A 14,959-nucleotide genomic window follows, 5' to 3' on the forward strand; every position below is an offset into this window, starting at 1 on the left:
AGTTTAGACGACAGAAGTCCGGTAATGTCGATGACCACGGCATGAAGGGCTCTAATACCTGCGCCTCTTGCAGATTAACCTGTTGCGGCAATTGTTCAAACAGGTACGTGAGATAACGGAACGGATGCAGCCCATTTTCCTTGGCCGTCTCGATTACGCTGTAGATTGCTGCGCTAGCTGCAGCTCCCCTCGGTGTATAGGCAAACAGCCAGTTTTTTCGTCCGATCACAAACGGCTTGATCGAACGCTCCCCGCGGTTATTGTCAATCTCCAGCCGACCATCTTTCAGGAAAGCCGTCAGTTTGTCCCACTGGTTCAGACTGTAGGCAATCGCCTGACCCAGCAAGCTCTTCGGCATCGTCCGGGGTTTCTGCTGACGTAGCCAAGCATAATAACCATCCAGCACCGGACGGCTTTGCTCCTCACGTGCCTTCCGTCGTTCCTCAGGCGTCGCTTCTTTGAGCTCCCGCTCAATGGCAAATAGCTGGTTGCACCAGGCAAGCCCTTGCGCAGCCACACTGTGCGGATTGCTTCTGGCCTCCGGCGCCGCTTTCAGGGCTTCATCGTATTTGCGACGCGCATGCGCCCAGCATCCAACCAGTGTCACATCCTTGACCTTGTGGTAGCCGGGGTACCCATCCACATGCAGATAGCCGTTGAACCCCGCCAGCATATCTCTCGGATGTTCGCCGCCTCGCGTACGCTGGTAGTCGTAGAGCACCACCGGACCCACTCCTTGACCTGTGCGGTACAGCCACATATACGACTCCGACTGCGCCGCTTTCCCAGGCTCCTTCAGCACCTGCAGCGTTGTCTCGTCCGCGTGCAGCACCTCTTGCTTCAGCAAATACCGTTTCATTTCCGCGACAACGGGTTTTAGCCACTGCTCCGCGCCGTAGATCATCCAGTTCGCCATCGTTTGCCTCGACAGCGGATACCCCAAACGGGCCCAATCCTGCTCTTGCCGGTACAGTGGCAGACTATTGACGTATTTTTGGCACATGATATGCGCCATCGCCGATGGCGAGGCTAGACTGCCAGGATAGACGGGCCGAGGCATCGGGGCCGTGAGGATCGGCGTTTGCAGCTCGTGGCGCTCGCAATGACGGCAGGCATACACGTGACGCACATGCTCTACGAGCTTGACCTGTGGGGGCATCACTGCAATTTCACGGCGGGTCTCCGTGGTCATCTCATGCAGCGAGCCCCCGCAGCAGTCGCAGATTTGCTCGTGTTCCGCAAGGGTATACGTGACGGTTTCCACCGGCAGTTTGGATAGATCGGCTTCGCGTTTGCCGCTGGTTTTACGGCGCTCATACGTGATCGATTCTTTTTCCGGTTCTGGCAAAGCCGTTACTTCCGCTTCGTTAAACAGATTCAGCTCCAGTTGATCCGGATGCGTCTTCTCGCTGGAAGCGCCAAAGCGCTTCTGCTGCGCGAGCCGAAACTGTTCTTCATACCACTTCAGTTTCGCGGACAGCTCGGCAAGCTCCCGTTCCTGCTGGCGATTTTGTTGTTCCAACTGGGCATTTTGCTGTTGAAGTTGTTCAAGGGTGAGGGATTCCGGTTCATTTTTCATGAGGGTATGATTCGACAAGCGCAGCTCCAAATCCTGCATGCCCTAGTTTAGATCCTATTAGATCGCTACTTCCGGCGAAACAGGGGCATGCGCCTGACGCTGGGTGAGCGAAAGGCCGTCCAGCAGCCAGCGCAGTTCACGCTGCGAAAGGCACAAAGGAGTCGTGCCGCCTGCGGGCCACTGAAACGAACCACGTTCCAGTCTGCGATAGTAGAGCCAGAAGCCGGCATGATCCCAGTGCAGGATTTTGAGCTTGTCCCGCCTGCGATTGCAGAACACAAACAGCGCCGGGGAAAACGGGTTAAGCGCGAATTGCTCCTGCACGATCGCCGCAAGTCCGTCAATGGATTTACGCATGTCGGTTGCGCCACAAGCCAGATATACCGGTGATGCTGAAGTGAAACTCAGCATAACGGGGCAAGAGCCGCAACCACGTCGCGAAGCAGCCCCGGTTCAAAACCGGAACGAACATCGATCCGAGCGACCCCGACTTGGATTTGAAGCGATTCGGTTGCTGCAGCCTGATGGGTAACCGTAACCGGACGGAAGGTAGTGGCGGAAGCGGCCTGATCTTGTCTTTGGGCTTTGTAGAGCCAGTATTTTAATTGATGAACGGTCAGATTCTGCTCCGCGCACCAAGCTTTCATCGTTTGCCCACTGGCCCGATAAGCCTGAATTCGTTCCGCCCATAACGCCTGTAAATTCATCTCCATTCACAATCCATCCTTTCGTATGTGTGATGGATTTATTGTGACTGATTCAAACCATTATGGACAGGTGTGCTGGGTTTGACGCTTACTTACAATCGAAAACGAATCCATGGGGCCTTAGGCTATCTTTCCCCCGTTCGCTTTGCTGCACAGTTTAACAGAAAATCTGCTTCATAACTGTCCACTTTTTTGACAGAAGTCCAACCATAACGTTATTTGAGCCAAATTGAGGGTTTGAGCTGCTATTTGGGCGGAATAAGGTTACCCTGTTTCGTTAGAATCTCCAAAGGTGGTTTTTGGTGTGGATAGCGATATCACGTTTCGTTAGAGTTGGTGACAGTGCTTCCTGTGGTGAATATGACGAGTTTATAGAGAGTTTTTCTGTATTTTAGCGGAGAGGCTCTTTTTTATTTAGACTAATGTCAAACTGCGCGGTAAGTGAAGGGTGGGGTGGAGCACGTCTCAACACATCTCAATAGGCCATCAGAAAGTCAATTAGTTCCTCACCCGTAGCACATCAATACGCAGCTGCAGCGTACCGTCCAGACTTGCCCCCACACGCCATCATGAGTCTGTCCCGAGAATACACACACCACCACAGCATGTCCAAGTGTACCTACAGCAACGTTCGTGGATCTTGCCACCCTGCGGAAGGCTCTTCAACCTTGAGCAGGTTCGGTCCCGGATCGGTCCAGCTGTGCCTCGCCACCACGGCTCTGACCACCTCCAAGTGTACCTACAGCAACGTTCGTGGATCTTGCCACCCTGCGGAAGGCTCTTCAACCTTGAGCAGGTTCGGTCCCGGATCGGTCCAGCAGTGCTTCCCCACCACGGCTCTGACCACCTCCAAGCACGCTGTCCATCCCCGCTCCACATGCCCCTCAATCCCCTCCCTACCCTACCCCTCAACCACCCGTCATAAAGTAAAATATATAAAACTAAATGACATATATATATTGCAAAATGTCCGGTATATCGTTATAATCAGAATCACAAAGAGGAAATAATTATGAAGGTGGTATGGGATATGAGTTGGTTCAAGCGGAAGGCTGTGCAGGATGAGCGGATTGTGAATCTGAAGAATCAGATCGCGAAGGAAGCCTGGATACTGGTGTTGGTGATCTGCGGTATATCGGTGATTGTGAAGACGTTCTTCTTCGATGAGCAGCGACCATGGCTAGAGATTGGTATTCTTATCGTAACGAGCCTCTATTCAGCAATTCGGAGTGTAAGCTTGGGAGTATATTCAGATGAGGTTGAGGTGCATGACCAGACGCATCGGTTCTCGATGACCAAGAAGCAGGTAATAATAGGCCTTGCTTCGGGCATCCTTATAAGCTTGTTCTTTGGATTCCGTAGTGCGTATCTGTTCGCGGACGGAGTTAATGCGCTCCAAGTGAAATACTTCCTTGTTGTCTTTGCTGCGTGTCTAATCATGTATATTCCTTTCTTTATACTGCTAACAGCGGTTAGTCATCTTGTGATGAATCAGCTGAGCAAGCGCCGTTCAGCCAGCGATCTTGATGATAACGATCTTACCAGATAGGGGCGTGGAGGACAGACAATATGAAAAATTTAAAAATGAAAATGGCACGGGTCGAGAAGGATCTATCCCAGGATGAGTTAGCGAGAATTGTTGGCGTGTCGCGACAGACGATTGGCTTGATCGAACTGGGGAAATATAATCCTTCGCTCAGTCTTTGTGTGGCGATATGCAGAGCGCTGGGACGGACGTTGGATGATCTTTTTTGGGAAGGATAGGGCTGTGTTAAGGAGAACAGAGGGACAGAGGTTCCTATAATTAGCTAGATTAGCTAGGGGAGAGGATTCACGTGATAAAGATAAATAATAGTAAGATTGCAGGTATAATCGTAGCGGCCTTATTAGGCGCTCAATTCATTACAGGCTCGGTTCCGGCATATGCGGAAGCACAAGCAACAAACCCACGCAGCGAGGCCGAATCACAGCTGGTAGCACGCACAACCAAGGAGACGCTGGCGGATTGGGAGGTCTGGACCCGGGATCATGCTTACCGCTTGGAGACGATCAAGCCCGTGGAAGGAAAGATCGAGCCAGGCAGCTTCAATGACCTTGAGATGCTGAAGCCGCTTCTGCATGACAAGCGCATCGTATTCCTCGGTGAGAGCTCGCATGGTGTAGCGGAGTTCAACCAGGCCAAGACCCGATTGATTCAATTTCTCCATGAAGAAATGGACTACAATGTGCTTGCCTTCGAGAGTGGTATGAGCAATGCTTCTATCGCTTACGGAAACGCAGTCAGTAAGAGCGCAGAGCAGACGATGAAGGACTCGATCTTCGGCGTATGGTGGAGCAAGGAGATCCTTCCGTTGTTTAACTATCTAAAAGATACGCAGACGACTGAGAAGCCGCTTATGTTGACCGGCTTTGATATTCAGACGCAACCCCCGCTAATGGACGGCAAATGGCTTAAGGATGAGAAGCAGGCTGAACGCTTGAAGCAGACGGAGGAGAAGCTAGCCGACTATGCGGGAGGAACGGATCTGGAGGCGTATCAGAAGGACAAGAATCATTTGATGGGCGTCTACAATGAGGCCCTTCGTACCCTTAAAGCGAAGGGAACCGAAGAGCATATCCAAGCCCTGTATCCATCTAATCCTATGCTTATGAAGCAGTTGGAGAGAAGCCTCCAGGATCGCGTTCGAGTAGCTGACGAGTATGTAGAGCTGTCCATTAAAGCGAATCGCAGCTTGGAAGAGCAGGACTATGTCGCTTATAGTGAACATTTCCTGAAATCGATGGAATGGCGGGATCAAGCGATGCTCGATAACTTGATTTGGCTTGCGACTGAAGTGTACCCGACCGAGAAATTCATCGTATGGGCGCATAATGACCATATCCGGAAGACGCATAGTGAAGTGATGGGCACTTTCTATCCCGTAAAATTGATGGGGGAACGTCTGCCGGAAGAGTGGAAGAAATACAGCTATGTACTTGGTTTGTATCCAGCAAGTGGGCGAACATCAGATAATTCAGGTGCGATTCATGAGGTGCTTCCATTGGAAGAGGGCTCGATCGAATCGATCGTATCCAAGGCCAGCAGATCCCCATATACATTTATTGATCTGAAATATCGCAACAATGAACGTGGAAATTCGTGGATGTTCGAGCCAAGATATACATACAGCTGGGGCATGTTTCCTGAGAGCCTGGTCGCTCGGGATCAATATGATGGTCTGCTGTTGATTGATGATGTCCATCCTCCGCAATATATACGTAATAACAAATAGTCTTATCAGCAGCTAATAGTGAAGTAGATCGCATACCTTTGAGCCCAGCAAGGAGGAGCGGTCTACTTTTTTAGATTCATAAGCTCTGATTCATCTTGCGATACTTCAACGGCGGAACACCGACAATTCCTTTGAAAATACGTCCAAAATGGGTCAGACTTTCGAAGCCAACGATCTCGGCGATTTCGGAGACGGTTAATTTGCTGTTTTTTAGCATCGTTGAAGCTTCCTTCACCCGGATGCTGTTGATGTATTCAATGAGAGTGAAGCCGGTAGATTCCTTGAAAATGCGGCTTAGATGAGACTGGCTCAAGTAGAAGCGGCGCGAAATATCGTCCAAGGTCAGGCGTCTATTGTAGTTCTCATGAATGTAATTAATAATTTGCGATACCTGCCCATGACTACGGTTCGATTCGATGAACGGCCCCTTGTCCCATTTTCGCTTAATGAAGATAAGCATTTCCATCAACAGCAGCTTCACGTATAGCTCGGATTGAGGAGAGGGGTCCGTATTTTCACGGATCATTCGATCACACAGATTTTCGATGAAATTCTGTTCCTGTCCCCGCAGCTTCACCGCGTTCGAGCCACTATGGAAACAGGCAAAGGGATCGATCTCCTTCATCGCGGTCGCAAAGGATTGCAGAAACTCTTTTTTGAACAGTAAAGTGACCCGCTCGTACATCGCCCCATTGGAATTGACCAGTCGGTGTACATCATTCATATCGATCAGCAACAGAACCCCGCCCACCACTTGATAAGTGCGATCCCCGATAAAATAATAAAGCTCCCCGGAAACGACATACAGAATCTCATAAGCGTCATGGTAGTGATCGGAAGGAATGCAGGAATGCGTTTTTCGTTCGCGGCTAATGTGAAACGGCTCTGACTCATAAAATTTCATGTCCACGTAAAAAACCCCTCCATGTATGTAATAGGAAGTATGCGCTTACAGAGATCATACCACGTAATAGAGCAGATAGAATATATAATTTGCCGCAATAGCGCTATGTTGTTTCGTTAGGATAGGGAGCTGTGCAATCATTATTTTGGTAGGAAACGTTGAAAAATTATGTTTTAGAGAGGATATGCAGAGAATCTTTGGTAGCGCTTACGCTATAGTAAGCTCAAGGAACAGGCTGAAGATCCAGGGCCAACTTATCATATTACACTTAGGGAGGCGATAAGCAGTTAGAGTGGTGGTGGGATGCATAAATTTTTTTGTTACAAAAGTTAAAGCGCTTTAATTTACAGGAGGGGTGAGGTAATTCGTGCGGATCAAACGTATGGCAAAATCGAAATGGCAGCGCATCATTTCTCTACTATTAATCTTGTCGCTGCTGCCACTGCAAACCGCCGGGATCATATCAGCAGAAGAACTTGAAGATCAAACGGACATCATGCACATCACAGCGGCGGAATCCGGCTCGCAGGTCATCGCGGAGTGGGGATTCCAGGATGAAAGCGATGTGGGGGATGACGGAATTGGGCTCGTTCGGGATATTTCCAGGAGCTTTACGGTACAGGATTCTCCGGTAACTCCGAAACTGATCAATATGACTTTTAACGCAGACCCTAAGACGGGGATCGCCTTCGCTTGGTATACGGATGCCATGACAGACTCGATTGTACAAGTCGCAGAAGCCTCCAGTACGACAGGCGCGGCATTTCCTGAGGAGCAGGGGATGCTGGAATTCAGAGGAACTGGGGAAGAGATCGAGACATTCATGTCCAAGGCGGATCGCTCTACCGGACAGAAGACGAAATTCATTAGCCATAAAGTGATTGCCGAGCAGTTAAAGCCGGGGACGGCCTATCGCTTCCGGGTCGGTAATGGTCAAGAGTGGAGCAAGGTTGGCTCCTTCACGACCGATGCTGCGCAGCTGCAGTCATACCGATTCATCGTCGGATCGGATTCGCAGGCATTGAGCAAGGAGGACTTCGAGCCTTGGGCGGATACGTTCAAGAAGGCACGCGCTCATATTGGCGATCCGAAGTTTCTGATCAATGCCGGGGATTTGGTGGATAACGGCGATCTCGAGGAGCAATGGCAATGGATGCTCGGCGTAGCGCAGGATGAACTGTTAAATGTACCTTTCGTTCCGGTTCTCGGCGGGCATGAAATTCAGGACTATGATGGGGATGAGACGACTCCTAATAATAATTTCTATAATCATTTTAATTTGCCACGGAAGGTCGTGGAAGCGACGCATGATGGTTCGGTCTACTCCTTCGAATACGGCGATGCGCTCTACATGGTCTATAATTCACAGTTCGACGGCAAGCTTAATGCGGATGGCACAGTAAATTGGGATGATGACCAGCATGAGCAATTCTGGAATCAAGTGGACTGGATGAGAAATACGGTCGCTAAGACGGATAAGAAGTGGAAGTTCGTGACTTTTCATAAATCCCCTTATGCGGCTGGTGATAATTCGGCTCAATGGGAAGGCGAGCGGATTGAATTTTATAAGAAAAATTTGATCCCAGTGTTCGACGAGCTTGGTATTGATATGGTGTTCGAGGCTCATGATCATATGTACATGCGCTCCTTCCAGATGTATGGCGACAAGATGATCGATCCGGCCAGCCTGGATAAGGATGCGGAAGGCAATGTCATCGATCCGCAAGGGACAGTTTACCTGATGTCCAATGCCTTGGGAAATAAATTCTACTATAAAAATAATCAATACGAGCTGGATGAGAATTGGGAGCCACAATTGATTTTAGATGAAAATGGGAATCCGATTCCGTATGATGATTATTTCGCCGCTATGGATGAGCAGCCAGAGAAGAAGATGTTCACCGATGTGTCCATCTCCGATCAGGTAATGAAGTTTACGGCTTATACGGCGGCGGTGGAGGATGAAGGAGAAGCAGGTACCGTCGGCAACGGATTATTCGATTATGACCGTTACGGCATCAAAAGAACGGATGTCAAGCCGGATCAAGTAGAACAGGCCAAGGTTCAGTTGAAAGGGGGCAAGGCTGTTCTCACCTGGAAAGCTCCGGCGAATAGCAAGGAGCCGGTGAGAGGCTTCCGCATCTATGAGAAGAGCGATAAAGTGAAAACATACTGGAGCGAGTATATCACGGTCCAAGAAGGGCTAACGGAATACAGCTACAGTGTGGAAGGCATCAATCCGGCGCAAAATTATGATTTTATCATTAAAACAGTAGGGAGAAGGGACAACTCTGCACCGGTCGAAGTCAGCACAACGGGAGGCCCTGTGGAGAATGAGCCACCTTCCGCACCGACGAACCTGAAGGGAACAGGGGTAGCGCCTTTCCAGATTAACCTGAGCTGGAACGCTTCACCGGGTACGATCGTACCGGCCGGCTATCATATCTATCGGGACGACAAAAAAATCGGAACGACGGAAGCAACCTTTTATGATGATAGGGGCCTTGTGCCGGATAGCTCTTATCGCTATGTGGTCAAGGCATACAGTGCCGGGGGGGCAGAGTCGCTGGCCAGCAATGAGGTGGTTGTGAAGACGAAGCAGGCTCCAGCGGGCGATGGCCCTTATAAGGCATTCCCGCAGCATAGCGCTTATGTTCAAGGCTCGATCAAGCCGAGCCATGTGACGCAGGAGCAGATGGATCAGACGGTAGCCCGTTTGTATGACGAATGGAAGGCTAAATATGTGAAGAAGCATCCTTATCTTCCGAAATCCGAGCCTGCCCAATATTATGTATGGTACGCTGACGGGGATTGGTTCGAAAAGGAACATGATGATGAGCTCGATGTGGATTACATGGCCACCACCGTGTCCGAAGCGCATGGCTACGGGATGCTGATCACCGCCTTGATGGCCGGGCATGATCCGGATGCACAGAAATATTTTGACGGAATGCTCCGCTACTTCAGGGCGCATCCGAGCGAGATCAATCCGAATCTGATGGCCTGGAAGCAAGGGGATACGGGTACGGCCATTGTCGATGTAGACGGGGTAGACTCAGCGACGGATGGCGATATGGATATCGCTTATGCCTTGCTGCTGGCTCATAGCCAGTGGGGCAGTAGTGGTGAGATCAATTATCTGGCCGAGGCCAAAGAGGTTATTAACGCGATCATGGAGAGTGATGTGAATCAGAACGACTGGATGCTCCGCATCGCAGATTGGGCCTCAAGTGGAAAATGGGCTAGTGCTACACGGCCTTCCGATTTCATGCTGCAGCATATGAAGGATTACCGCAATGTGACGGGGGACAGCAGATGGGATCGGGTCATCGATACGACGTATGATATTATCAACGAGTTATATCATAATTCCAGTCCGAAGGCGGGCTTGCTTCCCGATTTCGTGTTGAAATCCGGTGGTAAATTCGTTCCGGCAGAGCCGAATTTCCTGGAGTCGGATTACGATGGCGACTATAGCTACAATTCTTCCCGCACACCTTGGCGGATTGGAACCGACTATTTGCTGACCGGGGATTCCCGAGCGAAGGAGCAGTTAAGTACACTTAATAGTTGGATTCGCGAGCAGACGAACGGCGACCCTGATCTGATCCGGGCCGGATATAAGCTGGACGGTTCAAAGCCCCTTGAGGACTATGGAGATATCACCTTCTCCGTTCCATTCATGGTTAGCGCGATGATCGATGCCTCTAGCCAAGAGTGGCTGAATAAGCTGTGGGATTATAATGCGGCGGTACGGACAGAGGATGACGTGTATTTCGGTAATAACCTGCGCTTGCTTAGCATGATCGTTGTCTCTGGCAATTGGTGGACACCGTCGATCGTGGATAGTGAGGCACCTACGGAGCCGACGATCGAGAGAGCGGAGGCCGTGTCTGGCACGACGATTGATTTGAAGTGGGTGCCAGCCAGTGATAATTTCGGTGTGGCGGGATATAAGGTATATCGGAATGATGAAGAGATTACTACAACTGCGAAAACCGAATACAGAGACACCAGTCTGTCCGCGAACACGACATATAAATACTTCGTTGTCGCTTATGATGCAGCAGGGAATCTGTCGAAGATGAGTAATATCAGATTCGTAACGACTCTGTCGTCCTCAGATGGAGGTGGAAGCAACGGGGGAAGCCCTGGTGGAGGCTCAGGCGGAAATAGCAGTACCCCAACGCCAACACCTGGTGATCCCGGAAAGGGAACCGAGGGAACACCAGCCGATCCAGTAACACCAACGACCCCGGAACCAGGTACGAAGCCTGAGACAGAGACGCCATCGAAGCATAGCTTTAGCGATATCGGTGCTAAATATTCCTGGGCGAAGACAGCGATTGAGGAATTAGCCGCCGCTGGAATCGTCAAAGGGACATCCGAGACGACGTTTGAGCCTGGCAAACGGATCTCAAGAGCGGACTTCATCTTGCTGCTGGTCAGAGCTCTTGAATTAGAGGCCAAGTTCGATACGAACTTCGATGATATCGCAGCGAACGATTATTATGCCGAAGCGGTAGGGATAGCCAAGCAGCTTGGTCTTGCTACGGGAATCGGTGGCAATCGATTCGAGCCGAAGGCGGAAATCTCCAGGCAGGATATGATGGTGCTGACGGCAAGAGCTTTGAGGCAGCTTGGAAAGCTGAGTGAAAATAAAGCGACTCTAGATCCAGTCCATTTTGCGGACGCCGCCAAGGTAGCCAAATATGCTGAGAAGAGCGTTGCAGCGCTCGTTGAGGCAGGAATCATCGAGGGCGACGGCCGTGCTCTTCATCCGCAGGAAGCGGCGACGAGAGCGGAAGTAGCGGTTATGATTCACCGAATTAATATGAATTATTGAATGCATAAGGAAGCCCCCGAGATTAATATCTCGAGGGCTTCCTCTTTTTAGACGGATTTATTAGTTCCCGATAAACTCTTGAACCCAGTAGCCATTGTCATAAGCAACACCGATCGCGGTGAAGTTTGCATTGAGAATATTTTTACGGTGACCGTCACTGTTCATCCAGGCATTCATTACCTCAACAGGAGTGCGTTGGCCTTTGGCGATATTCTCGCCGGCATAGCTATAGCTGACCCCGAATTGCTTCATCATATCGAATGGAGAGCCATAGGTTGGCGATTGATGATCAAAATAATTGTTCTGGCGCATATCCGCCGCTTTAGCTGCGGCCACTTTGGTCAGATTAGCTTGCGTAGTTAGCGGCTTAAGGCCGGCTTTGCTGCGTTCCTGGTTGACCAGATCCACGACTTGTGAAGCAAAAGAAGCTGCGTCGTTCTGCCCATTCGTGTTATTGTTATTATCGCTTGGAGCTGTCGGCTTGCTTGGTGTAGCAGGTGTGCCGTTGTTATTGTCAGACTCCGACCCGTTGGAAGGCTTCTCGCTCGGCGCAGTTGGTTTTTCACTTGGCTCGCTTGGAGTAGCAGGCTGTTCACTTGGCGGAGCAGGAGTTTCCTGTTCAGGCTGCTCTGGTGTCACCGGCTGCCAACCTGTCGTTGGAAGCTGATCCAGCAGCTTCTTCAAATCATCGAAGGAACCGTTCCAGTTCCATTTGACCGAGATCTTTTGCGTCTGTTGAACAGGTTGGTTACAATCTATGCTAGTTGACGGAGCCGCTTCTGCTTTTGCTCCCTGTGGCAAGACAAGTCCTGCAGCCAATACAGCCGCCGCCATGCCTCCAGATAGTAATGATCTCAGTTGCTTATTCTTCATAGATGAATTACCTCCAAATTAGTTCTAATGGTTACAAACTTGTAATCTTTCACAAACCCATTCTAACATGTATGGTGGGAAAAGAGGGCAGGTAAGTTATGGATAGCTAGAAAATGCCCGTGGGGACGGATAATTTACAATTAACATAAATACCCGGTAAGTTATTAGATTAAAAAAATTACTAATGTGAAAGTGATAACATTCACAAACATTAGGTAAATATTATGCTATTATTCTAGAGTAGTGCACTACCTGTTTCGCTACGAATGCGAACATACAACTAGAGCAAAGACAAGGGGTAAATGTGGAATGAAGAAGTTGAGAAGTGTAGGGAGTATCATACTTATTCTGAGCCTGGTCTTCATGCTGGCAGCATGTGGAGGCAACAAGAACAATAACGCCAGTAATGCAGGCAAGGACGGCATCATTACATCCATCGGTGAAGGCGATGGGAAGCATGGCACGATTAAGGTAGAGGTTTCTTTTGAGAACAATGAAATCAAGGATATCAAGGTTCTTGAGCAGAAAGAAAATGAAGTGCTGGCTGAGCCAGTATTCAAGGAACTGAAAGACACAATCATCACTTCGAACACAGCAGAAGTTGATGCGATTAGCGGCTCGACCGTAACAAGTAATGGTTATATCGATGCAGTTAAGGATGCAATTGCGAAGGCTGGTCTGACCCTGGTTGCGAAGCAAGCAGCAGGTAAGGACGGCGCGGAAGAAGCAGCTGAACAAACCTACGATGTAGTCGTTATTGGTGCCGGTGGTGCTGGATTCAGTGCAGCTCTGGAGGCTAAGCAAGCAGGCGCTTCCGTAGTATTGCTGGAGAAAATGCCAAGCGTAGGCGGTAATACCTTGATCTCCGGTGGCGAGATGAATGCAGCTAATACTTGGGTACAGGAAAAGATGGGTATCAAGGACAGTGTTGACCTGTTCGTTGAAGATACGCTTAAAGGTGGAGACAATGTCGGTGATCCGGAAATGGTCCGCGTACTGGCAGAGAACGCCACTGCAGCTGCAGAATGGCTGAAGAATGATGTTAAGGTTAATTTCCTGGAAGATAATCTGTTCCAATTTGGTGGACACTCCGTTAAACGTGCCCTTATTCCTGAAGGACATACTGGGGCTGAGCTGATCACCAAGCTGAAAACAAAGCTCGACGAAATGGGCATCGATCTGAAGACCAATACGAAGGCTGATAAATTGCTTGCTGATGAGAGCGGAAAAGTCACCGGCGTAGAAGCTACTGGGGCAAATGGCAACAAGATTACTTTCCATGCGAACAAAGGGGTCGTGATCGCTACCGGCGGTTTTGGTTCCAATGTGGAGATGAGAAAGCAGTATAATCCGGAATTCGGTGAGAAATATATGACGACAGATGCACCGGGATCGACCGGGGACGGGATTGTTATGGCACAAGATCTTGGCGCTGCCTTGACGAATATGGAGAGCATCCAGACTTATCCGGTATGTAATCCTGAGACGGGTGTCATTTCCCTTGTTGCGGACAGCCGCTTCGATGGAGCGATTCTTGTGAACCAAAGCGGTAAACGTTTCGTTGAAGAGCTGGAACGTCGTGACGTAATCTCCAGAGCCATTCTGGCTCAACCAGGGGGCTATGCTTATCAATTGTGGAATCAAGATATCGGTGATATCAGCAAGACTGCAGAAGTGCATAAGGACGAATATGATATGCTCGTGAAGCAAGGTGTTCTGTACAAAGCAGATACTTTGAAGGAAGCGGCAGAATTCTTCAAGATCGATCCAGAAGCACTGCAAGAAACGATTGACCGTGTTAACAAATTTGCTAAAGCAGGCAAGGATGAGGATTTCAATCACCGCGCTGGCTTGAAGGATATGAGCAAGGGTCCTTACTATATTCAAAAAGCGGTACCTTCTGTTCACCATACCATGGGCGGACTTGTGATCAACAAGACGACGCAAGTTATGAATGAGAAGGGCGAGCCAATTCCAGGGCTGTTCGCAGCTGGTGAAGTAACCGGCGTTATTCATGGTACGAACCGTCTTGGCGGTAATGCGATCGCCGATGCGATTACATTCGGACGTATTGCCGGACAAGAAGTGGCTAAATAAGATTCATATTTGAGCAGCTGTATAAAAGGGGCTGTCCGAGCTATTGATCATAGCCGGGCAAGCCCCTTTTTGTATTTGTGCGTGCGTAATTGTATAAATACACTTATTCCGGGAAAATCAACTCGAAATCGAGAATATAGATGCGTAAATACAACTATTTCCAGACTAAAGCTTAAATCGAAGGCGAAGTCATGCGAATAATTGTATAACTGCAGCTATATTTCCTGTGTAGGCGATAAGGAGGACATAGCAATGTTAAACGTTATTGTTGGTATTTGATAATTACGAACTAACATTCTGTAATAAGGGTAATATCACTGTTTGGAGATGATAGGCAAATATCGTGGTATGACTATGTTTAATACTTATTAAAGATTAACAGCCTTTGCTTTACGTGCTTGTTTTGAATGTATTTTTTTCATTGCAAATCTTGCAATGGGCTGTGCAATTAACAATTCAATCCAAAATGCTACACCAAAGTTCCTAAACCAACTGTAAAAAAAGTTCTGAAAAGGTTCAAGGCTTATTTGTTTCGTACCAACCCAAGTTCCGATAATTGTAAGAAGAATAGATAAGACTGTAACATTTAATAAAGTATTGAGTGTTTTGCATAATTCCGTTTCAGAGAAGAAGCGATAGCATATTCACTGTCGTTAAGGGGTAATTTTCGAAAATGGTATT

Annotated in this window: 10 protein-coding genes and 1 pseudogene; 5 read left to right on the forward strand and 6 right to left on the reverse strand. The window is 49.0% G+C overall.

Going from position 1 to position 14,959, the window contains the following annotated elements:
- From tnpC to tnpA, 3 genes are all read right to left on the reverse strand, one after another.
- The coding region (tnpC, locus tag BFJ94_RS04985) for an IS66 family transposase (protein WP_120465091.1) at positions 1–1,579 on the reverse strand (1,579 nt) is incomplete at its 3' end.
- Between the two features lie 57 nt (positions 1,580–1,636).
- Positions 1,637–1,990 (reverse strand): IS66 family insertion sequence element accessory protein TnpB, encoded by a 354-nt coding sequence (gene tnpB / locus BFJ94_RS04990; protein ID WP_120461667.1) that lies wholly within the window; start codon positions 1,988–1,990, stop codon positions 1,637–1,639.
- Positions 1,984–2,292: an IS66 family insertion sequence element accessory protein TnpA gene (tnpA, locus tag BFJ94_RS04995; protein WP_120461666.1), complete on the reverse strand. Its 309-nt coding sequence runs from the start codon at positions 2,290–2,292 to the stop codon at positions 1,984–1,986. The genes tnpB and tnpA overlap by 7 nt, the downstream gene beginning before the upstream one ends.
- Before the next feature lie 1,006 nt (positions 2,293–3,298).
- On the opposite strand from tnpA, the gene BFJ94_RS05000 reads away from it, so the two are divergent.
- The 3 genes from BFJ94_RS05000 (at position 3,299) to BFJ94_RS05010 (ending at position 5,558) form a co-directional block, all read left to right on the forward strand.
- Complete coding sequence (locus BFJ94_RS05000) at positions 3,299–3,835, forward strand: DUF6773 family protein (RefSeq protein ID WP_120461676.1); 537 nt, start codon at positions 3,299–3,301, stop codon at positions 3,833–3,835.
- A 20-nt stretch (positions 3,836–3,855) separates the two neighbouring features.
- Positions 3,856–4,050 carry a helix-turn-helix transcriptional regulator gene (locus BFJ94_RS05005; protein WP_120461677.1) on the forward strand — a complete coding sequence of 65 codons (195 nt, stop codon included), beginning with the start codon at positions 3,856–3,858 and terminating at the stop codon, positions 4,048–4,050.
- Positions 4,051–4,121: 71 nt separating this feature from the next.
- The gene (locus BFJ94_RS05010) at positions 4,122–5,558 is read left to right on the forward strand and encodes an erythromycin esterase family protein (RefSeq protein WP_229717239.1); all 1,437 of its coding nucleotides are present in this window, start codon (positions 4,122–4,124) and stop codon (positions 5,556–5,558) included.
- 76 nt (positions 5,559–5,634) lie between these two features.
- Here the strand turns inward: BFJ94_RS05010 and BFJ94_RS05015 are convergent, their stop codons facing one another.
- Entirely contained in the window at positions 5,635–6,462 is an 828-nt protein-coding gene (locus BFJ94_RS05015) for an AraC family transcriptional regulator (RefSeq protein ID WP_229717240.1), read from the reverse strand.
- A 367-nt stretch (positions 6,463–6,829) separates the two neighbouring features.
- Between BFJ94_RS05015 and BFJ94_RS05020 the strand changes: the two genes are divergently transcribed.
- A complete protein-coding gene (locus BFJ94_RS05020; protein WP_240431895.1) occupies positions 6,830–11,308 on the forward strand; it encodes a glycosyl hydrolase family 8 in 4,479 nt (1,492 codons plus the stop codon).
- Positions 11,309–11,368: 60 nt separating this feature from the next.
- Here BFJ94_RS05020 and BFJ94_RS05025 read toward each other — a convergent pair whose 3' ends face one another.
- Positions 11,369–12,181, reverse strand: coding sequence for a CAP domain-containing protein (locus tag BFJ94_RS05025; RefSeq protein ID WP_120461679.1), 813 nt, complete (start codon positions 12,179–12,181; stop codon positions 11,369–11,371).
- A gap of 309 nt (positions 12,182–12,490) precedes the next feature.
- On the opposite strand from BFJ94_RS05025, the gene BFJ94_RS05030 reads away from it, so the two are divergent.
- A complete protein-coding gene (locus BFJ94_RS05030) occupies positions 12,491–14,278 on the forward strand; it encodes a flavocytochrome c (RefSeq protein ID WP_120461680.1) in 1,788 nt (595 codons plus the stop codon).
- A gap of 368 nt (positions 14,279–14,646) precedes the next feature.
- Here the strand turns inward: BFJ94_RS05030 and BFJ94_RS26295 are convergent.
- Positions 14,647–14,880 (reverse strand): annotated as a pseudogene (locus BFJ94_RS26295) (DUF2798 domain-containing protein); the annotation flags it as partial.
- Positions 14,881–14,959: the final 79 nt, after the last annotated feature.

The organism is Paenibacillus aceti, assembly GCF_003614185.1.
Classification (GTDB): Bacteria; Bacillota; Bacilli; order Paenibacillales; family Paenibacillaceae; genus Fontibacillus; species Fontibacillus aceti.